Here is an 18,169-nt window from a genome sequence, read left to right as displayed (position 1 = left end):
TTACAACAAACCAAATACGATGGCGACTGTATCAGCTAACCCGGCAATTGTGGCACATGCAACAGAGCATGACCATCACGAGCCGCAAAGTTTTTGGCGCAAGTATATCTTCTCTGAAGACCACAAAACGATTGCAAAACAATACCTTATCTCTGGTATCCTGTGGTCAATCATTGGCATCAGCTTGTCAGTAATGTTCCGACTTCAGTTAGGTTTCCCTAATCTGAAGTTAGGTTTCCTGCGCCCGGTTTTGGGTAGCTGGATTAACGAAACGGATAAGCTTGACCCTGATTTTTACCTGGCATTGGTAACCATGCACGGTACAATCATGGTGTTTTTTGTACTGACAGCGGGTTTGAGCGGTACATTCTCAAACTTCCTGATTCCGTTGCAAGTAGGTGCGCGTGATATGGCATCCGGCTTTCTAAACATGCTGTCATACTGGTTCTTTTTTATCGCCAGTGTTGTTATGTTTTCGTCGATGTTCATCGAAACGGGTCCAGCAGCTGGTGGATGGGTTATTTATCCTCCACTAAGTGCATTACCACAAGCTCATAAGGGCTCTGAACTGGGTATGACGCTATGGCTGATTAGTATGGCCTTGTTCATCGTCTCACAATTGCTGGGTGGTATCAATTACATTACAACGGTTATTAACCTCCGTACACGGGGTATGTCGTTCAGTAAATTACCACTGACGATCTGGGCGTTCCTGTTAACGGCTATTCTGGGTTTGATTTCATTTCCTGTGTTATTGTCAGCAGCATTACTGCTAATCTTCGATCGTAGCTTCGGTACCAGCTTCTACCTGTCTGAGATTTACATCAAAGGTGAAGCATTACCAAACGTAGGGGGTAGCCCAATTTTGTTCCAGCACTTATTCTGGTTCCTGGGTCACCCCGAGGTATACATCGTTATTCTGCCAGCGTTGGGTATGACATCGGAAATTATCGCAACGAACGCTCGTAAGCCAATTTTCGGATACCGTGCCATGATTGCCTCAATGATGGGTATTGCCTTCCTGGCGTTCATTGTATGGGCTCACCATATGTTCGTAACCGGGATGAACCCATTCTTGGGGTCTATCTTTATGTTCCTGACGTTGATCATTGCAGTTCCATCGGCTGTAAAAGCGTTTAACTACATTACAACGCTGTGGCGTGGGAACATTCGCTTTACGCCAGCCATGTTGTTCTCGATTGGTCTGGTATCGTTCTTTATCTCAGGTGGTATTACCGGTCTAATTCTTGGTAACTCGGCTCTGGATATCCAGCTACACGACACGTATTTCGTAGTGGCACACTTCCACCTCGTAATGGGTGCTGCTTCAGCCTTTGGCTTGTTAGCGGGCGTTTATCACTGGTTCCCTAAGATGTTTGGCCGGATGATGGATGAGAAACTGGGGTATATACACTTCTGGTTGACCTTCATTGGTATCTACCTCGTGTTCTTCCCAATGCACTATGTAGGTATTGCTGGTTTCCCTCGTCGTTATTATGCGTTTACCAGCTATGACTTCACGAAGAACATCTTTGCCGACATGAATGCGTTCATCAGTCTGGCGGCAATCTTTACGTTTGCAGCACAATGGGTGTTTATCTATAATTTTGTTAATAGCTTAATTAGAGGTAAGAGAGCAACGCAAAACCCATGGAAGTCAAACACCCTTGAATGGACAACGCCAATTATCCCGGGTCATGGCAACTGGGTAGGTGAAATACCGGCCGTTTATCGCTGGCCATATGATTACAGCAAACCAGGTGCAAAGGATGACTTCATCCCACAAAACGTACCTTACTCTCAAACCCCAGAATCAAATCTTCCACATGAGAACGAATTGATTAGCCTGGAAAGTGAGATCGAGGCACAAAACCTGAATGACCAGTTCAAACAGCCTCATTAATAAAAAAGAACAGCGCTTCCAGAGCCTGGCTTTCCTGACGGTAATCGTTATTTATCTGCTGATCCTTGCAGGTGGAATCGTTAGGGGTACAGGCTCTGGAATGGGCTGTCCCGATTGGCCCAAGTGCTTTGGCCAATGGATTCCTCCCACGGAGATTTCGCAGCTTCCTGCTAACTATCAGGAAGTTTACGGAGCGAAACTCAAGGGTGAGATCGAGTTTAACGCCGTTAAAACCTGGATTGAGTACATCAACCGCTTATTAGGTGTTCTTTCGGGTTTTCTCGTCTTTGCCACCCTAATTACCTCCTTCACTTACTTACGGAAAGACAAATCAATTGTAATAGGAAGCCTGGTGGCTTTTCTGATGATTGGTGTTAATGGCTGGTTAGGTTCACGTGTTGTAGCTACCGAGTTAGCACAATATATGATCACGCTACACCTTTTATTAGCCATTGTCGTTGTCTTTGCTTTACTATTCGTATTGATTCGTGCCAATGCGAGTAAGCTTCAGGTAGAGCGTGTTGCAAGTACTACGAATAGAGTAAGAGCGCTGCTAATAACCGTTATGATACTGACCTTAGGACAAATCATCCTCGGTGCTCAGGTTAGAGATGCGCTCGATTTTGTCGTAAAACGATTAGGGTATACACAAAGAAATAGTTGGATTGGGGAATTGGATTGGCGTTTTTATGTTCACCGTTCCTTTTCGTTAGTGCTGTTTGGTTTACATGTGCTTGTGCTGTATCGGCTTCGAAAACATAGTACATCAGCAGTAATTCACCGGTTAACCAACTATCTCATTATACTCGTTGTTGCAGAGATAGGTACGGGTATAATCATGGCTTACCTGGGCGTACCGGCTGCAGCTCAACCAATCCACCTGTTGTTAGCCATATTGATTGTAGGGTTGCAGTTTTCGGTTAGCATTCTGCTAACTCCCAAACTTCTAATCGCTGGAGACAAGCCTAACATGTCTCAATTAGTACAAGCTTAGTATGGAAAAAATACTGGCAATAGCCACTCTGAACGGGAAAGCAAAAGCATACATTGAGTTAATTAAACTGAAGTTAACACTGGCAGTTGTTTTTTCAGGCGTATTTGGATACTGTCTGGCCTCGGATACCGTAGTCTGGTGGAAAATCGCTGTTTTAACGATCGCGTCAATCTGCATTACCGGAGCTGCAAACATCATCAATCAGATAATCGAGAAGGAATCGGATAAAGTAATGAAGCGCACTGCAGTGCGGCCATTACCAACCGAACGTTTATCTGTAAATGAAGCCGCCGTTTTCGCCTTTCTGTTATTCAGTATTGGGTGTTATTTGTTCGTAGAGGTTTTTAATATACGAGCAGCTGCACTCGCTGTGCTCTCGCTGCTGCTGTATGGGTTTGTATACACGCCATTAAAGCAGAAAGGACAAATCGCTGTATTTGTAGGCGCTCTTCCGGGCGCTTTTCCGCCGATGATTGGATGGGTGGCGGCTACTAACCACTTTGGCTGGGCACCGGGAATATTATTTGCCATTCAATTCTTTTGGCAGTTCCCTCACTTCTGGGCTATCGGCTGGCTGGCTTTCGATGAATACAAAAAAGCAGGTATTCAAATGATGCCCGGCGACGGAAAAACAGCAGAAACAGCGTACAGGATCATGATCTATACGCTATTTCTAATACCCGTAGGCTGGTTACCTTACTTGCTCGGTATGACCGGTATTAATTCAGCACTGGTAGCGATGGTTGGCGGAATCTTGTTCTTAGCACAAACGTTTCACTTAATGAGAACATGTACCGACAAAGCAGCCTTGCAAATGATGTTTGGTTCATTGCTGTATTTGCCCGTTGTACAGATTGTTTATCTACTCGATAAAGTATAACAACAAATCATGAGTGAGTTAGTCAACGATATTTCAATTGCCGAAGAGCCACAGGAAACGCTCTCGATGAACCCCCGCAAATTTATCATGTGGTTGTTCGTTGTCAGTATCATCATGCTCTTTGCGGCTATGACCAGTGCTTATCTGGTACGTAGAGCGGAAGGTAACTGGCTGGAATACGACATTCCTACCATCTTCTCGTATAGTACAGTAGTGTTAGTTATTAGTAGTCTGACAATGCACTGGGCTTACCTTTGTGCAAAAAAAGATAACTTTCAGGGCCTGAAAATAGCTATAACTATTACTTTTGCACTTGGAGCGATCTTTTTGTACATGCAGTTCCAGGGTTGGGTTGAATTAGTGAACGAAAATGTTTTCTTCGTTGGCAACCCGGCCGGTTCGTTTATGTACATTTTTACCGGTCTACACGGCTTTCACCTTATTTCTGGTTTAGTCGTTCTAATAGTTGCTTTAATCGCGTCGTTTCGACTTCGTATTCATGCCAAAAGCCTGAATCAGATAGAGATAGCGGCAACGTACTGGCATTTTTTAGACATTTTGTGGTTGTATTTGTTTTTCTTTTTAGTCTATTTTCATTGATAATCTTTTAGACGCATGGCGGCTACTGTAACGCACGATACCCTGACGACCGACTCGGAGCAAGTGTTCGACAAGAAAACATGGATGGGTGGTGTTGAACCCATGAAAGTGAGCTACGGCAAGCTGATGATGTGGTTCTTCCTGATCTCGGATACCTTTACCTTTTCAGCTTTACTCGTAACGTATGGCCTGATTCGGTACAGCTACCCGGCTTGGGATCCAGCAGTATTCGGCGAAGTGTTCAAATTTTCGAACCTGTACTGGCCAACACCAGAAAAGGTTTACAACTCGGTTCCATTTTTACATGGCGTTGACCTACCCCTGATCTTTGTGGGTATCATGACGTTCATTCTTATCTTCAGTAGCGTAACCATGGTACTGGCTGTTGAAGCTGGTCACCGGATGGACCGTAAGGATGTTGAGAAATACATGTTATGGACTATTCTGGGCGGTTTCACCTTTCTAGGTAGCCAAGCATGGGAGTGGAGCCACTTTATTCATGGCACGGAGACTGGTACAACGATTACCGAGCTAATTAATGGTCAAGCCATTCAGCGCACGATCTTTGGAGCCAACCTGGTTGAAAACCAGTACGGACCACCAGCCTTTGCTGATCTGTTCTTCTTTATCACGGGCTTCCACGGAACGCACGTATTTAGTGGAGTTGTCCTGAACATTTTGATATTCTACCGGGCATCGACTGGATTATACGAGCGTCGGGGCCATTATGAAATGGTTGAGAAAGTTGGTCTTTACTGGCACTTTGTTGACCTGGTTTGGGTATTCGTCTTTACATTCTTTTATCTGGTTTAATTACCCTGAGCTATGTCTGATCATTCACACGGAACCCACGAGGTTGGTGAAATTCCACCAGCTAATACAGGCCTAATCTGGCGCACGTTTGTTATTCTATCGGTTATCACCGCCTTTGAATTTACCCTGGCTTATTTCATGAAAGCGGGTGGCTTCAGAACGTCGATCTTCGTGATCATGACACTGGTGAAAGCCTTCTATATTGTTGGCGAGTTCATGCACTTAAAGCATGAGGTGAAAAGCCTCATCTGGGCAATCGTTATCCCCATTGTCTTTATCATCTGGCTGCTTGTAGCTCTATTGACCGAAGGCGGTTCTATTTTTCAATTACGATAACTGATGACGGTTAATCGAAAAGCCGGGATCCTGCTCGTTACACTGCTGGTCCCGGCTTTGCTGTATGTATTCCTACGATTTGGAACGCAGAATCACTACGCATTACCCCGCTACTTACCCAAAATTGATTCAACGAACGGTGAGCCGCTAATGGGTAAAGTAAGTCTGCCCGATGGTAGTCAGGTAACAGATACCATCTTCAACCAGATCCCCCCGTTCAAACTAATCGATCAGGATGGGAAGACGGTTGATCAGTCGATCGTAAAGAATAAGATTTATGTGGCTGATTTCTTCTTTACACGTTGCGGAACGATCTGTCCTCGAATATCATCGCAACTCACCCGAGTGCAGGACATCTTTCGCAATAATCCTGATATCGTGTTCCTCTCGCATACGGTAGACCCCGAACACGACCGGCCAGCCCAGTTAAAGGCGTATGCAACCAAATATGAGGCCATACCGGGAAAGTGGTACTTCTTAACAGGTAATAAAGCAGATATCTATGATTTGGCGATGCATGGCTATTATTTGCCAACGGTAGATGCGGGCGTGAAAGAGGGGAAGCCGGACGAAACTTTTATTCACAGCGAAAAGTTGGTATTAGTAGATAAGCAGGGGATTGTCAGGGGGTTCTACGATGGAACCGATAAAGAAGACGTTGATCGTTTAGTCCTCGAAATCCGCGTTTTACTGGACATTTACAGCAAAGAATAATCAGGAAATTATGGAAGCGTTGAAACCCGTTGAAGAACAAAAAGCGAATCGGGTTATTAATGTGCTCTCGATAGCTATTCCAGTCGCTGTCGCTATTCTGCTCGGCATTCGGCAAAAAGTTGATTTAGGTCCCTGGACCACCATTTTGCCCCACCTGAATGCGGTTATCAATTCACTCACAGCAATGCTGTTGCTGGTAGGCCTCTACTTCATACGTCAGGGCAACATTACGGCGCATAAACGGACCATGTTAATGGCGTTTACACTGGGGTCAATATTTCTGGTGAGCTACGTGCTTTATCATTTAACCAATCAGTCGACTCCATTTGGTGGTAAGGGATGGATAAGACCGGTATATTACTTTTTACTGGTATCGCACATCGTTCTTTCAATCATTGTTGTTTGGTTTGTATTACGAGCCGTTTATTTTGCACTAAGTGGTCAAATAAATAAGCATAGGCAAACCGTTAAGTATGCCTTTCCGATCTGGCTGTACGTTAGTATTACAGGCGTGATCGTCTATTTTTTGATCGAACCTTATTACATCTATTAACACGGAAAAGATCATGAGAACCTGGAAAGTGTGGCTCGTAATTGTTATTCTGTTAGCCGTTTCGCCCGAGTTAATGGCCCAATGTGCCATGTGCCGGGGAACGGTTGAAAGTACAGTTAGTAACGGTCGAAGCGTTGTTGCTTCCAACCTGAACCTTGGAATAGTCTATTTATTAATGATTCCGTATCTAATTGTAGCATCAATTGCTTATTTATGGTACAGGAATAGCAAACGTGAGTATGGAAGACGTCTCGAAATTGCAGGCCGCGTTAAAAGGGCTATGTCCTAGATGTAGACAAGGTAAAATATTTAAAAAGCCTTTCTATTCGCCCACCGGCTTTGATGAGATGTACGAACTGTGCCCTCACTGCGGATTACGCTATGAAATTGAACCCGGTTATTTTATTGGAGCCATGTACGTAAGCTATGCCATATCGGGTGGCGTTGCTTTGGTTCTGGGGTTTCTGATATTTTATTTGGGGGGTGATCCGGACGGCTGGGTGTATGCCAGTATCATAGCACCAGTCATGATCGTAATTGCGCCGGTCAACTTTCGAATATCACGTGTAATCTGGCTCCATTATGTTGCCGGAATCAAATACGTAAAAGGGCTTTAATAGCCCTTTTTTTTATGTCCAGTGAAAAATAGTCTATCTATGATTATTTTTTCGACTTCATGCAACCAGCCTCCCTTAACTTGCATCTACTCAATGAACCTGAACGAATATGCTTCGACTTATACCGTTTTTTACAACAGAAGCTAAGCTGATTGGAGCGCTGAAGAGGGGCGAAAGCCGCGCGCACAAGGTCATCTATGAACGGTATGCTGGTAAAATGCTGGCTGTTTGCACACGTTATTGTGGAAATAGAGCGGACGCCGAAGAAGTAATGCTGGATGGTTTCATGAAAGTTTTTGAGAAAATAGAGCAGTTTAGGGAAGACGGTAGTTTCGAAGGATGGATCAGGCGTATTATGGTAACGGAGTCGTTGATGTTTCTGAGAAAAGCAAAACAATGGCGACAAGAGGTACCCCTCGAAGACATTACCGTTGAACCAGATTATGAGTGGGCAGATACAGCCGTAAATGAAAATGATTTACTACGGTTAGTGAATCAAATGCCCGACGGATACCGTACTGTATTTAACCTGTACGCGATTGAAGGGTACTCGCATGCCGAAATAGCAGAAACGCTGGGCATCTCGGAGGGGACGTCGAAGTCTCAGCTGAGCCGTGCACGTATGTTACTGCAAACGAACTTGAAGAAAATGGAACAGGAAACTCGGTCTGAATCCTATGAAAAAGCATACAGAAAAACCGCCAATTGACGATTTGTTTGCCCGAAAGCTGGGTAACATGTCTCTGCCGCCAAGCGCCGATGGGTTTGAGCGGCTACAGGCACGTATGAACCAACAGAAGATAGAACCACGCTTAGTTTTCTGGAGGAATCCGGTTACACAGCCATACATGGCGGCAGCGGCTTGTCTGGCGCTGGTTTGCCTGTTTGGCTGGCTTTACCGGCCGTCAGGGTCTGGCAGTAAATTAGGGCAAAACGATGTAGCAGTAAACGAGAAGGCCCTTAAAAAATCGAAACAGGACGATCAACGCATATCGAATAGCCAACGACAAGACGAAGTCGCCGACGAGGCCCCTGCCGGATTGTCGCCCGCAGAAAATGCGACACGGCTTGCTGATAATAATGAACCGGCGAAAGAAAAGGTGACTTACCCAACCTTAGAAAGCGGTAACGTGACAAAAGAAGCAGGCAGAGCTCTATCGGTAGTAAAACAGGGACAAAACGAAGCGGTAGCTGCGCAGACAAAAACTGTTGATAACAAGGGAACCATAGCTCCCAATGCTTCCACAAATGTAAGCCCAATAGAAATACCGACCATAGAGCGTGTCGCCGAGAATAAAGTCGTAGCTAAACCAACCCCCGCTGCTGAACGCGTACTGGAAGTAACCATTGCTGAGCCACAGGCACTGGTAGCCGCCCGTCAGGAAGCAAAAGCAATTATTGATGAAAAAGCAGCGGTGGCTCAAAATGATAAAGTGGATAAGGAAACAAAAGGCAGTCTGTGGCAGCAGGTGAAACGTATAAAACAGGGCGAAGTATTTGCCCGGCAGGGCGATATGAACAACGAAGACCGTGGCCTGCTCGAGCGGGCTTATAGTGGCCTGAAACACAGTTTAGATAAAGAGAAAGCCGCAAAACAATGATCCTACGAATACATAAGTTACTCCTACTGGCACTCGCCATTCCAATGTTTGCCAGCGCTGGTAAATTCTCAGCACACCCGGCCGACTCGCTCGTCATTCGGTTTGCGAACCGGACCCGACTTGTTATTTATGCACCAGATAAAGCCGCTATTCAGGCGTTGTCGAGCTACGACCTGAACAAAATCGTTCGGGAGATGGGTATGAAACTCGATTCGGTGCCGGATGGAAAAACGGCTATCTCAAAAGATGGTGGCCAATTTTTGAAAGATACCGTGCTGGTTGTAACGAAGAAGAAAGACGGTGTGACCATTGTGATAAATAATACAGACGATACGCTTACAAGCGCATCAAAACAAACCGATAAGCAGGATCAGGATTATCAACGGGCCAAACGTCGGAAGGATGATCGAAATAAAAGCAGCTTTGACTATGGGTTAAGCATTGGTCTCAATAATTTTATTCAACACAGTCCAAGTCCGGCTTATCCGGAAGATAGCTATGATCTGCGTCCCATAGGATCGCGGTACGTGGCATTTTCGATGGGAGCCATGCCAACCATTGTCCGGGGTAAGTACGCTTCTCTAAAGCTTTATTATGGCATTGAACTGGCCTGGAACAACTTCATGTTCGAAGGAAACAACATCGTTGAAAAGACGCCGGCGGGAGTAGCGTTTCCGGATGCCGGTCGAAATCTGCAAAAAAGTAAATTGACAGTCGCAACCATTGGCGTGCCAGTAGTGCCCAGAGTGACGTTCTACAACAGCGACGGCCGGAAAATTTGCCATCTAGGCGTGGGAGGCTATATAAATTACCGTCTGGATAGCTATCGCAAATTAAAAGAGGCTGATGGCAGCAAAGATCGTCGTCACTCAGATTACTACGTGAACAACTACCGCTACGGTGTTATGGCGCATTTAGGCCTTCGTAGTCTCGACTTCTTCGTGAAATACGATCTAAATCCACTTTTTCAAACCGATAAAGGCCCCGACGTACGGACACTTACCTTCGGAATCGGTTTTTGAGATATGTCCAACAAAACGATTGCTATTATTGGCTGTGGCTGGCTTGGATTGCCGCTCGGTATTGCTCTGGTTGCAGATGGTTATAATGTAAAAGGTAGCACGACAACGCCAGAAAAACTGGTTAAGCTTAAACAGGCCAATATTGCTGGTTATTTGCTGCGATTAAATCCGGAACCGGAAGGTGATCTGAACGAGCTTCTACAAGCCGATGTGCTGCTGATCGACATTCCGCCAAAAGCGGGTAAACAGGGCGAGGACTTTCACCCGGCACAAATTAAAAACCTGACAAACGCGATCCGTCAATCATCCGTGAAGCAGGTTATTTACATAAGCTCGACTTCAGTCTATCCTGAGCTAAACCGGGTGGTGGTGGAGAAAGACGTAATGGATGTCAGCCAATCGGCTGCACCGGCCTTAGTACAGGCTGAACAATTTGTCCAGAGTCTGGCTCCGGATAAGCTGGTTACCATCGTTCGGTGCGGTGGATTGATGGGTTACGATCGTATACCCGGCAAATACGTGGCAGGACGCTCTGTCGATAGCGGAGGGGTACCCGTTAACTATCTTCACCGAAATGATGCTGTAGGCCTCTTAAAAGCGGTTATAGCGCAATCCTTAACCGGGGTTTACAACGCTGCTTCGCCAGAACACCCGACCCGGGAAGCTATCTATCGGAAAAGCTGTGCAGATTTTGGCTACGTACTGCCAACCTTCGTTGAGCCGGTAAGTCCGATAGCGTATAAAGTAATCTCGCCGGAAAGAATTATGTCTGATACAGGCTACCAGTTCCAGTATCCAAATCCGCTGGATTTTTTATATGAATTAAGAGCGTAGCAGATGCCGGACCCGAGGTCGGAAAAAGCCGCCCGACGGTTTTTCAGTAGATATTACCGCCCGGTTCAAAGCGGCCAAGAACAGAAAGTAGCCGCGTGCGTGCCAGGAACGAAAATGCTCACTCAATTGAGTATCATATTGTGGCATGAAATCCGAAAGCTTGTTCAGATCGAACGTGTCTGAAGCAACGCCAACACCCGCCCGCTGGCCGTCAATCGCATTACAGGCCTGCTCAAAATGATTGGGTTGTGGAATCATCAGGACAGGTTTGCCCAGATAAGCCGCTTCACAAACCGATTCGAATCCAGCCGTGGTAACAATCGCCTTGCAGCGAGCCATGTATTCCAGAAATCGTTTGCCATCAATGGCGTGATACGTCAGGGTGTCATCAATCACCTGATTCGGTCCGGTTGCATCGGCATGAAAAGCATCCATTTTTTGCGCAGGATGCTGCTGATGGGCCTTTTGTAATTCGACTTTGAGGCCGGGCTGGGTTACGTAAGCCAGCAAAAAGTCGGAGGAGAATGATGGTTTCAGTTCGGTAACCTCCTGGCGAAGCAGGGGAGGTACCACACGCAGCCGCTCCCGTGGTTCGTCGGCCTGCTCATCAAATGACAATGCCAGCAGTTCCTTTGCGCCAAAGCAAGTTAGTCGTGTGTTTAATTTAAAGGCTTGCTCGTAGAACCACTGGCCTGAAGGGCGCTGAAAATTAGGGTGAAAAGCCATGTACTGATGAGCAATGCAGACCATTGGCACGGAAGGTCGCAGCAGCGCGTAGGTCATTCCCCCCAGCATTTCATAGAAGTTAACAACAACGTCCGGCCGCTCAGTCTTAATATGATCGCGTACACGCTGTAAACTACGCCAGAATGGCCTTACCGTTTTAAGGGCCAGCAGGGTGGTCTTTAACGGGTCCAGAGCATTGGTACCTGCATTGTAGACAAGGCCCGGACTGAATACGGGCAGAATAGGAGCTGTAAACGTTTCAGTGAAAAAGGCAGGAACGCTTCGTTCGGCCGTGACGCCAACGATGGCACCGATCACCTCATGACCAGCCATCTGTAAAATCTGGGCCAGCGATAGAGCCTGCGTTAAATGACCCCGACCTTCACCTTGCACTAGAAATAATACGCGCATGATAAAAATATTAAATTATCTGAACGGATTGGCTGTTTTTTACGGGTTGGTGCTCCCGATTAGCAGGAGATGCTTCTGAGTCATCATTGCTCAGGTCGCAGGTGTAATAGAGGAGGCTCCAGTTGCCGCTATGGTCTTCTACCAGGGCACTGAGAGATTCAACCCAGTCGCCGGAGTTCATGTAGATAACACCGTCGAACTCGTGAATGGCGGGCTGGTGGATATGGCCGCAAATAACGCCATCGCAGTGGCGGGCGCGGGCCAGCTCGGTTAGCTTCTGTTCATAATCGGAGATGTAGCTAACGGCCTTTTTTATGCGGGATTTTATTTGTTGAGAAAGCGAATAGTAAGGTAAGCCCCGCCAGGTACGGTAATTATTGTAGAATTTATTCACCCACAGAAGAAACGTATAGCCGATGTCGCCCAGATAGGCCAGCCACTTCATCTGCGAGGTAATGGAATCAAATACATCACCGTGTGTGACATAAAACGTTTTAGAGCCGGAGGTCAGGGTGTAATCCTTCCGAATGGAAAAGTTTCTGCCCACCTTGAGCGGCATGATCTGATCGAGAAAGTCGTCGTGGTTACCCCGCAGATAGATAACTTTGGTATCGTAATGAACGATTTGCTTTAAAACCGTTTTAAAAAAAGCGGTGTGTTTCTTTTTCCAGATTCCATACTGCTTCAGCTGCCAACCGTCAATGATATCGCCATTGAGAATAAGTTTTTGACAGGAGTAGTTACGCAAAAACTCAGTAGCCTCTTTGGCCTTCGACCCGGCAGTGCCCAGGTGAATGTCCGACATGACGATGGTGCGGAAGTGCGTACTTGATTTCATGAACGAAACTACTATTCATGAATGAAGTAGGATTTACCGAAACGTTACCAAATTGACAAACTTAGAGCACTGCCAGACAGATGCTTAACATTGACATAACACAAACAGAATAGATGGAAAATCCAGTGCTTATTTTTGGAGCCGGTAGCCTCGGGATGACGGCTTTAGACATATTTCAGCGAAATACGGTAGTTGTGTATGGCCTGTTAGATGATAATAAAGAGCTGCACGGGAAAGAATTCAGTGATGTTTCTGTGCTTGGCGAAACGGACAATGATGGCTTTCTGAAACTGATTGGCCAGAAGTGCGAAGCATTTGTCGCGATCAGCGACGGACGGGTTCGCAAGCGTCTGGTCAAGATGCTGAACGAACGACGCAAGGTACAGCCCGTCAATGCGATTCATGATACCGCCACTGTGTCGGGCATGGCAACCATCGGACATGGTAATCTCATCGCGGCCCGCGTGGTCGTCAACCCCCTGGCCGAAGTTGGGCAGCATTGTATTCTTCAATCGGGAGTGATTATTGAAAGCCAGGCTCGAATAGGGGACTACGTTCTGCTGGGTACCGGAAGCGTCGTTAACAGCGGAGCCAGTGTTGAAGAAGGGGCATTCATTGGTACTGGTGCCACCATCATCAGTGGTGTGACAATTGGTAAAAACGCCCGAATTGGCGCGGGATCGGTAGTAATTGAAAACGTAGAAGCCGGAACAACGGTATTCGGGAACCCGGCCAAAAAATTGTAATTTGTAGAGACGCAATCCTTTGCGTCTCTACAAATTTATAATGGTTTATTCAACGTATAGAACCTCGTTGGTCAGGAAATCCTGGTAGGTGCGCTCCAGACCGTCTTTCAACTCGGTAGTGTGTTTCCAGCCCATGTTATGAAGCCGCGAAACATCCATGAGTTTGCGGGGTGTTCCATCAGGTTTATCGGTGTTCCAGCGCAATTCGCCCGTAAAGCCAACAGTTTCCTTTATCAATTCGGCTACTTCACGAATGGTAACGTCTTCGCCGGTGCCGATGTTGACGAACAAGGCATCGTTATAATTTTCCATTAGAAAGAAACAGGCAGCGGCCAGATCATCAGCATGCAGAAACTCGCGTTTGGGCGAGCCGGTTCCCCATACTTCAACCGTTGGCTGACCGTTTACCTTAGCCTCATGAAATTTGCGAATCAGCGCGGGCAATACATGCGAACCCTGTAAATCGTAATTGTCATTAGGACCGTACAAATTCGTTGGCATTGCCGAAATGAAATTACAGCCGTACTGACTGCGATAAGCTTCGCAAAGCTTGATGCCCGTAATTTTGGCAATAGCATACGGCTCATTCGTTTCCTCAAGAAAACCGCTCAGCAGATACTCTTCTTTTAAAGGCTGAGGTGCTAACTTTGGGTAAATGCAGGAAGACCCAAGAAACAACAATTTTTTGACGGCTGTCTGATAAGCGGAGTGGATGATGTTGGCCTCAATCATCAGGTTATCGTAGAGGAATTCGGCACGATAGATGTTATTGGCCATAATGCCGCCTACTTTGGCGGCCGCCAGAAATACATATTCAGGTTGCTCTTGCTGGAAAAAATCACTTACAGCAGCCTGATTGCGCAAATCCAGTTCAGATGACGTGCGGGTGATAATGTTAGTGAAGCCTTCGGCCTGAAGCTTACGAACCAGAGCCGAACCAACCATACCCCGGTGTCCGGCAACATAAATACGAGCGTGTTTTTCCACGTTAATTGGAGATGGACATAACCGCCTGACTAGTAGACGGACAGATTATAAAATAATATGACTTTGTATATCGTTGCAAAACTAACAAACTTCAGGCACCAATCGTTTGCCAATGCCATGTTTGCCTCTGACTTGAAACAACGGATTGTCCTCATATTATCTACTGGTCTTTTGGCGCTTACAACGTACGCGCAAACGGCCCCGGCTTCGCTTACAACCGCGGCCAAACCAGTTTTAGCTCCTTCCGGGGCGGCACCGTCGCTGCTGGACGGGTTTTCCTCCGTACCATCATCACTTACGACACTGGGCTTGCCAACCATGTCTTCGTTGAAAGATCAGAAAGATACATACCTGAACGGGATCATGCCTGATTTGGGGTTGAAAGTAAAGCAGCTCAAAAAAATAAAAGCAGACCGGAAGAGTAAGAGCAAACTGTCAAAGACGGAATATGAAGGGCTGTCGATGGTGAAAGCGTACACCAAATTCGGGAGTGGCGACCGGACGGTTATCGAGGAGTTTTATGTCCTGCGCGACAACGATGCCGTAAAACCACTGCCTTATGTTCGCGAAATTTACCGCTATTATCAGAAATCTGCCCGCGTAACAAGTTCCATTGTTCGGGACGAAGGCACCGGATTGCTGCTCCACGGTCCTTACAAACGCTACCAGAACAGCGATCTGGTTGAGGAAGGATACTATTATGCCGGTATGAAAGATGGCCGCTGGGAAAAGTACGATAGCAAATTTATGCTGGTCGATAAAACCCGTTGGTATCGGGGTGTTCCGGCCGAGTCGCGGCTGGTTTATTATGACTCTACGCATCGGAAAATAAAAGAAATCATTCCGATGGAGTACGGTAAAGTAAAAGGGACATACATGGCCTTCTACGAAAACGGACTACTGGCCGAGGAAGGGAAGTACGATAATGGGATAAAGGTTGGCCGATGGACGGAATATTACCCGCTCAACCCGAATGGTCGTCGAATGCGTCGGAAACTGTCACAATATGCTAAAGATCAGTGGGATACGGAGTTCGAGCCGTACACCTTAACCGAATGGGATGAAAAAGGCAAGGTGACCTTCGAGCGGGCCAAAGAGAAGGTGATCCAGGAAGAAGAAACGGAGAATTAGTACTTGGTGGAGCAGGGAATTGGTTTCACTTAAACACCCGTTTGGGGTCAGGAGATTTAGCCAGTAACTCGTTCAGGTAGCTCAAGTCCAGCACAGACAAATCCAGGTTGCGGGCCTGATGGAAATACTCCCACGCTTTGGGGTAATCAGCTTTCAAAAAATAAACCACTGACAGCTTTTGAATGGCCCCGGCGTTGTCGGGACTTAAGGCCACGGCATGAGTTAAAATGACTTCCGCTTCGGTTAGCAGATCAGGTGACGGTTTCTCCTGGTAGTATTTAATTTCAACGGTTGCCAAATCAGTTATCAGAGCCACATTACTATCGGCAACCGCCAACCCTTTTTTGAGCATCCGAATGGCAGTTGGCAGTTGGTTTTTCTGGTAACATACAACCCCGAGTCCCCAATACGCATCGGCGTTATGGTCATTCAGTAGCCAGGACAAGTTAAATCGGTGAGCCGCGGTATCTAACTGACCGCCGGACACGTAATCCCAACCCCGGGCGGCAAAAAAATCACTGGCCTCCGGGCGACTGGCAAAGTTGCGGTCGCAGTCGTTCAGAAAGTGAATCTCGGCATCAATCTGTTCGGCCGTTTTGGGGCGTTCACCAAACAGAGGAAGAATATTGACCGAAACCCCCGCCGTTTCTGTAGCGTCCGTCGAAACAGATTCCGCCGGTTGATGGGCAATCGTTTCAAGGGGTTTTTCTGCGGGCTGATTTCGTCGAATTGAATCGCCCGAACGTGCCGATATAATAAGTTGCTTCGGTTGCGCTGCCGATAAAAACGGTAGCGCAACTAAAGTCCACTGTATCAGATTCATCCGAACGTTCATAGAAAGTACTGTACCAGGGAGTTTTGTCTCGATAGAACGAAATGGGAATCCAAATTAGTACATTTTTAACGGATTACCGACGCCCCCCCCGTGAGCCTGACCGCTTATTCCCTCCGGGCTTATTGCTTACCGATCCACCAGATTTGCGGTTAAAGCTTCCAGAACGGGTTCCCGGACTCGACGGTGAGGTTTTTTTGGCACCGGAAAGCTTGGCTTGTGCTTTATCCCGTTCGCGTCCGGGGGCCATATTGGAAATTTTTTTCTCGTGAAAAGCCCCTAAAAACGTTGGATCTTCCTTTCTGCGCTGCTCATCAATTTCACGAAGCATGGCCTGTTCTTCCTCAAAAGGGGTTTCTGCCACCACTACGCCCGTCGGGAGCGGCTGCCGTGGAATGGTTGCTTTGATAATTCGTTCGATCTTCTGAACATGGTACTCCTCGGCTTTCGTTAAAAACGTAATGGCCTCCCCGGTATGATTGGCCCGTCCTGTACGACCGATGCGGTGAACGTAATCTTCGTAGATCAGGGGCAGGTCGAAGTTGATCACATGGCTGACCTCGGCCACATCGATGCCCCGGGCGGCTACATCTGTCGAAACCAGTACCTGTATGTTGCCTTCCTTAAAGGCATCCATAGCATTGATGCGGGTGTTCTGCCCTTTGTTGGCATGAATTACCCGAATCTTTTCCGGCTCGATCACTTTCCGAGACAGGAACTTGTAGATGTTATCGGCGGTGCCCTTGGTACGGGCAAAAATGATGACCCGCTGGAATTCCTCCTGACGCATGAGGTAATCCAGCATATTGATCTTCGTACGGAAGTTAGGCGCTTCGTAAATTACCTGGCTTACCATGTCGGCGGTGGATGCCTGTGGCGTTACCTCCACTTTTATCGGCGCTTCCAGGAACTCGGCCGACAGCCGTTCAACGCGACCGCCAAACGTAGCTGAAAACAACAGGTTCTGGCGCTTGGTCGGAATAATTTCCAGGATAGACCGGATTTGGGGCATGAAACCCATGTCCATCATTTTGTCGGCTTCGTCGAGCACCATGGTGCGGATTTCCTTCGTAATCAGCTCGCCGGAACGGTACAAATCCATAAACCGGCCGGGGGTTGCTACCAGAATGTCGACGCCGTTTCGAAGGGTTTCAATCTGCGTTTTGGGACCGAGTCCGCCATATAAAGCCAGGTGGCGCAGGTCTGTATACTTGGCTAACTGGCTAACGGCTTCGTTAATTTGCATAACCAGCTCACGCGTGGGTGCCAGAATTAACGCACGGGGATTTTTGCCCTGTGCGTACTTCACTTTCATCAGGATGGGCAACAGGTAAGCCGCTGTTTTACCGGTTCCTGTCTGGGCAATGCCTAATACGTCGTGATTGCCAAGACTCAGTGGAATTGTTTTCTGCTGAATGGGCGTGGGTTCTGTATAGCCAAGTTCGGCCACGGCGTTAAGCAACTGCCGGTTCAACTCGAACTGTTCGAAGGAAGTAATTTCCATGGGAGGTAAGTGAAGTAGGTGAGCGTGAGTAAAATAGGTGGAGTTAGGAGAGTAAGCCTTCCATAACGTCACTGTATCCAGGATGTACGCGCGTTCTTCACGCACGCCACCACGCTCCCGTACTGAC

The 18,169-nt window shown here is 47.1% G+C and carries 21 protein-coding genes; 16 read left to right on the top strand and 5 right to left on the bottom strand.

What is annotated here, in order from left to right:
* Positions 1-19 precede the first annotated feature (19 nt).
* The 14 genes from ACYVJM_RS24290 to ACYVJM_RS24225 all read left to right on the top strand — a co-directional run bounded on the left by ACYVJM_RS24290 (position 20) and on the right by ACYVJM_RS24225 (position 10,867).
* Positions 20-1,903 carry a cytochrome c oxidase subunit I gene (locus ACYVJM_RS24290; RefSeq protein WP_461150834.1) on the top strand — a complete coding sequence of 628 codons (1,884 nt, stop codon included), beginning with the start codon at positions 20-22 and terminating at the stop codon, positions 1,901-1,903.
* On the top strand, positions 1,878-2,897 hold the full coding sequence (locus tag ACYVJM_RS24285) for a COX15/CtaA family protein (protein WP_461150833.1): 1,020 nt from the start codon (positions 1,878-1,880) through the stop codon (positions 2,895-2,897). Before ACYVJM_RS24290 ends, ACYVJM_RS24285 begins: the two co-directional genes overlap by 26 nt.
* A gap of 1 nt (position 2,898) precedes the next feature.
* Positions 2,899-3,777 (top strand): heme o synthase, encoded by an 879-nt coding sequence (gene cyoE / locus ACYVJM_RS24280; RefSeq protein WP_461150832.1) that lies wholly within the window; start codon positions 2,899-2,901, stop codon positions 3,775-3,777.
* A 9-nt stretch (positions 3,778-3,786) separates the two neighbouring features.
* A complete protein-coding gene (locus ACYVJM_RS24275; RefSeq protein WP_461150831.1) occupies positions 3,787-4,377 on the top strand; it encodes a cytochrome c oxidase subunit 3 in 591 nt (196 codons plus the stop codon).
* Between the two features lie 15 nt (positions 4,378-4,392).
* Positions 4,393-5,190: a cytochrome c oxidase subunit 3 gene (locus tag ACYVJM_RS24270; RefSeq protein ID WP_012930133.1), complete on the top strand. Its 798-nt coding sequence runs from the start codon at positions 4,393-4,395 to the stop codon at positions 5,188-5,190.
* Positions 5,191-5,202: 12 nt separating this feature from the next.
* The gene (locus ACYVJM_RS24265) at positions 5,203-5,526 is read left to right on the top strand and encodes a cytochrome C oxidase subunit IV family protein (RefSeq protein ID WP_461150830.1); all 324 of its coding nucleotides are present in this window, start codon (positions 5,203-5,205) and stop codon (positions 5,524-5,526) included.
* Between the two features lie 3 nt (positions 5,527-5,529).
* Complete coding sequence (locus ACYVJM_RS24260; RefSeq protein ID WP_461150829.1) at positions 5,530-6,240, top strand: SCO family protein; 711 nt, start codon at positions 5,530-5,532, stop codon at positions 6,238-6,240.
* 10 nt (positions 6,241-6,250) lie between these two features.
* Positions 6,251-6,793, top strand: a complete 543-nt coding sequence (locus ACYVJM_RS24255) for a DUF420 domain-containing protein (RefSeq protein WP_461150828.1) — start codon at positions 6,251-6,253, stop codon at positions 6,791-6,793.
* 13 nt (positions 6,794-6,806) lie between these two features.
* On the top strand, positions 6,807-7,082 hold the full coding sequence (locus ACYVJM_RS24250) for a hypothetical protein (RefSeq protein ID WP_461150827.1): 276 nt from the start codon (positions 6,807-6,809) through the stop codon (positions 7,080-7,082).
* 58 nt (positions 7,083-7,140) lie between these two features.
* Positions 7,141-7,410: a DUF983 domain-containing protein gene (locus tag ACYVJM_RS24245; RefSeq protein ID WP_461150826.1), complete on the top strand. Its 270-nt coding sequence runs from the start codon at positions 7,141-7,143 to the stop codon at positions 7,408-7,410.
* 109 nt (positions 7,411-7,519) lie between these two features.
* Entirely contained in the window at positions 7,520-8,119 is a 600-nt protein-coding gene (locus tag ACYVJM_RS24240) for an RNA polymerase sigma factor (RefSeq protein ID WP_461150825.1), read from the top strand.
* Positions 8,088-9,011, top strand: coding sequence for a hypothetical protein (locus ACYVJM_RS24235; RefSeq protein WP_461150824.1), 924 nt, complete (start codon positions 8,088-8,090; stop codon positions 9,009-9,011). The genes ACYVJM_RS24240 and ACYVJM_RS24235 overlap by 32 nt, the downstream gene beginning before the upstream one ends.
* Positions 9,008-10,033 carry an outer membrane beta-barrel protein gene (locus ACYVJM_RS24230; RefSeq protein WP_461150823.1) on the top strand — a complete coding sequence of 342 codons (1,026 nt, stop codon included), beginning with the start codon at positions 9,008-9,010 and terminating at the stop codon, positions 10,031-10,033. Before ACYVJM_RS24235 ends, ACYVJM_RS24230 begins: the two co-directional genes overlap by 4 nt.
* A gap of 3 nt (positions 10,034-10,036) precedes the next feature.
* The gene (locus tag ACYVJM_RS24225) at positions 10,037-10,867 is read left to right on the top strand and encodes a Rossmann-fold NAD(P)-binding domain-containing protein (protein ID WP_461150822.1); all 831 of its coding nucleotides are present in this window, start codon (positions 10,037-10,039) and stop codon (positions 10,865-10,867) included.
* Here ACYVJM_RS24225 and ACYVJM_RS24220 read toward each other — a convergent pair.
* Both ACYVJM_RS24220 and ACYVJM_RS24215 read right to left on the bottom strand, forming a co-directional pair.
* Positions 10,856-12,004 (bottom strand): glycosyltransferase family protein, encoded by a 1,149-nt coding sequence (locus ACYVJM_RS24220; protein WP_461150821.1) that lies wholly within the window; start codon positions 12,002-12,004, stop codon positions 10,856-10,858. The genes ACYVJM_RS24225 and ACYVJM_RS24220 overlap by 12 nt on opposite strands.
* A gap of 10 nt (positions 12,005-12,014) precedes the next feature.
* Positions 12,015-12,842: a UDP-2,3-diacylglucosamine diphosphatase gene (locus ACYVJM_RS24215; protein ID WP_461150820.1), complete on the bottom strand. Its 828-nt coding sequence runs from the start codon at positions 12,840-12,842 to the stop codon at positions 12,015-12,017.
* 113 nt (positions 12,843-12,955) lie between these two features.
* Between ACYVJM_RS24215 and ACYVJM_RS24210 the strand changes: the two genes are divergently transcribed.
* Entirely contained in the window at positions 12,956-13,588 is a 633-nt protein-coding gene (locus ACYVJM_RS24210) for an acetyltransferase (protein ID WP_461150819.1), read from the top strand.
* Positions 13,589-13,633: 45 nt separating this feature from the next.
* On the opposite strand, the gene fcl is transcribed toward ACYVJM_RS24210, so the two are convergent.
* Positions 13,634-14,575: a GDP-L-fucose synthase gene (gene fcl / locus ACYVJM_RS24205; RefSeq protein WP_461150818.1), complete on the bottom strand. Its 942-nt coding sequence runs from the start codon at positions 14,573-14,575 to the stop codon at positions 13,634-13,636.
* Positions 14,576-14,632: 57 nt separating this feature from the next.
* On the opposite strand from fcl, the gene ACYVJM_RS24200 reads away from it, so the two are divergent.
* Positions 14,633-15,706 (top strand): toxin-antitoxin system YwqK family antitoxin, encoded by a 1,074-nt coding sequence (locus ACYVJM_RS24200; protein WP_461150817.1) that lies wholly within the window; start codon positions 14,633-14,635, stop codon positions 15,704-15,706.
* A 25-nt stretch (positions 15,707-15,731) separates the two neighbouring features.
* Here ACYVJM_RS24200 and ACYVJM_RS24195 read toward each other — a convergent pair whose 3' ends face one another.
* Entirely contained in the window at positions 15,732-16,541 is an 810-nt protein-coding gene (locus tag ACYVJM_RS24195) for a tetratricopeptide repeat protein (protein WP_461150816.1), read from the bottom strand.
* A 73-nt stretch (positions 16,542-16,614) separates the two neighbouring features.
* The gene (locus tag ACYVJM_RS24190; protein ID WP_461150815.1) at positions 16,615-18,042 is read right to left on the bottom strand and encodes a DEAD/DEAH box helicase; all 1,428 of its coding nucleotides are present in this window, start codon (positions 18,040-18,042) and stop codon (positions 16,615-16,617) included.
* Positions 18,043-18,169: the final 127 nt, after the last annotated feature.

It is taken from the genome of Spirosoma pulveris (assembly GCF_054781875.1).
Note: the sequence above shows the minus strand (reverse complement) of the source record. Positions and strands in the feature narration are given on the sequence as shown.

What these genes read in the sequence shown, in the direction of transcription:
- ACYVJM_RS24290 (WP_461150834.1), top strand. Translation starts at nt 20, where the DNA reads ATGGCGACTGTATCAGCTAACCCGGCAATTGTGGCACATGCAACAGAG.
- ACYVJM_RS24285 (WP_461150833.1), top strand. Translation starts at nt 1,878, where the DNA reads ATGACCAGTTCAAACAGCCTCATTAATAAAAAAGAACAGCGCTTCCAG.
- cyoE (WP_461150832.1), top strand. Translation starts at nt 2,899, where the DNA reads ATGGAAAAAATACTGGCAATAGCCACTCTGAACGGGAAAGCAAAAGCA.
- ACYVJM_RS24275 (WP_461150831.1), top strand. Translation starts at nt 3,787, where the DNA reads ATGAGTGAGTTAGTCAACGATATTTCAATTGCCGAAGAGCCACAGGAA.
- ACYVJM_RS24270 (WP_012930133.1), top strand. Translation starts at nt 4,393, where the DNA reads ATGGCGGCTACTGTAACGCACGATACCCTGACGACCGACTCGGAGCAA.
- ACYVJM_RS24265 (WP_461150830.1), top strand. Translation starts at nt 5,203, where the DNA reads ATGTCTGATCATTCACACGGAACCCACGAGGTTGGTGAAATTCCACCA.
- ACYVJM_RS24260 (WP_461150829.1), top strand. Translation starts at nt 5,530, where the DNA reads ATGACGGTTAATCGAAAAGCCGGGATCCTGCTCGTTACACTGCTGGTC.
- ACYVJM_RS24255 (WP_461150828.1), top strand. Translation starts at nt 6,251, where the DNA reads ATGGAAGCGTTGAAACCCGTTGAAGAACAAAAAGCGAATCGGGTTATT.
- ACYVJM_RS24250 (WP_461150827.1), top strand. Translation starts at nt 6,807, where the DNA reads ATGAGAACCTGGAAAGTGTGGCTCGTAATTGTTATTCTGTTAGCCGTT.
- ACYVJM_RS24245 (WP_461150826.1), top strand. Translation starts at nt 7,141, where the DNA reads ATGTACGAACTGTGCCCTCACTGCGGATTACGCTATGAAATTGAACCC.
- ACYVJM_RS24240 (WP_461150825.1), top strand. Translation starts at nt 7,520, where the DNA reads ATGCTTCGACTTATACCGTTTTTTACAACAGAAGCTAAGCTGATTGGA.
- ACYVJM_RS24235 (WP_461150824.1), top strand. Translation starts at nt 8,088, where the DNA reads ATGAAAAAGCATACAGAAAAACCGCCAATTGACGATTTGTTTGCCCGA.
- ACYVJM_RS24230 (WP_461150823.1), top strand. Translation starts at nt 9,008, where the DNA reads ATGATCCTACGAATACATAAGTTACTCCTACTGGCACTCGCCATTCCA.
- ACYVJM_RS24225 (WP_461150822.1), top strand. Translation starts at nt 10,037, where the DNA reads ATGTCCAACAAAACGATTGCTATTATTGGCTGTGGCTGGCTTGGATTG.
- ACYVJM_RS24220 (WP_461150821.1), bottom strand. Translation starts at nt 12,004, where the DNA reads ATGCGCGTATTATTTCTAGTGCAAGGTGAAGGTCGGGGTCATTTAACG.
- ACYVJM_RS24215 (WP_461150820.1), bottom strand. Translation starts at nt 12,842, where the DNA reads ATGAAATCAAGTACGCACTTCCGCACCATCGTCATGTCGGACATTCAC.
- ACYVJM_RS24210 (WP_461150819.1), top strand. Translation starts at nt 12,956, where the DNA reads ATGGAAAATCCAGTGCTTATTTTTGGAGCCGGTAGCCTCGGGATGACG.
- ACYVJM_RS24200 (WP_461150817.1), top strand. Translation starts at nt 14,633, where the DNA reads ATGACTTTGTATATCGTTGCAAAACTAACAAACTTCAGGCACCAATCG.
- ACYVJM_RS24195 (WP_461150816.1), bottom strand. Translation starts at nt 16,541, where the DNA reads ATGAACGTTCGGATGAATCTGATACAGTGGACTTTAGTTGCGCTACCG.
- ACYVJM_RS24190 (WP_461150815.1), bottom strand. Translation starts at nt 18,042, where the DNA reads ATGGAAATTACTTCCTTCGAACAGTTCGAGTTGAACCGGCAGTTGCTT.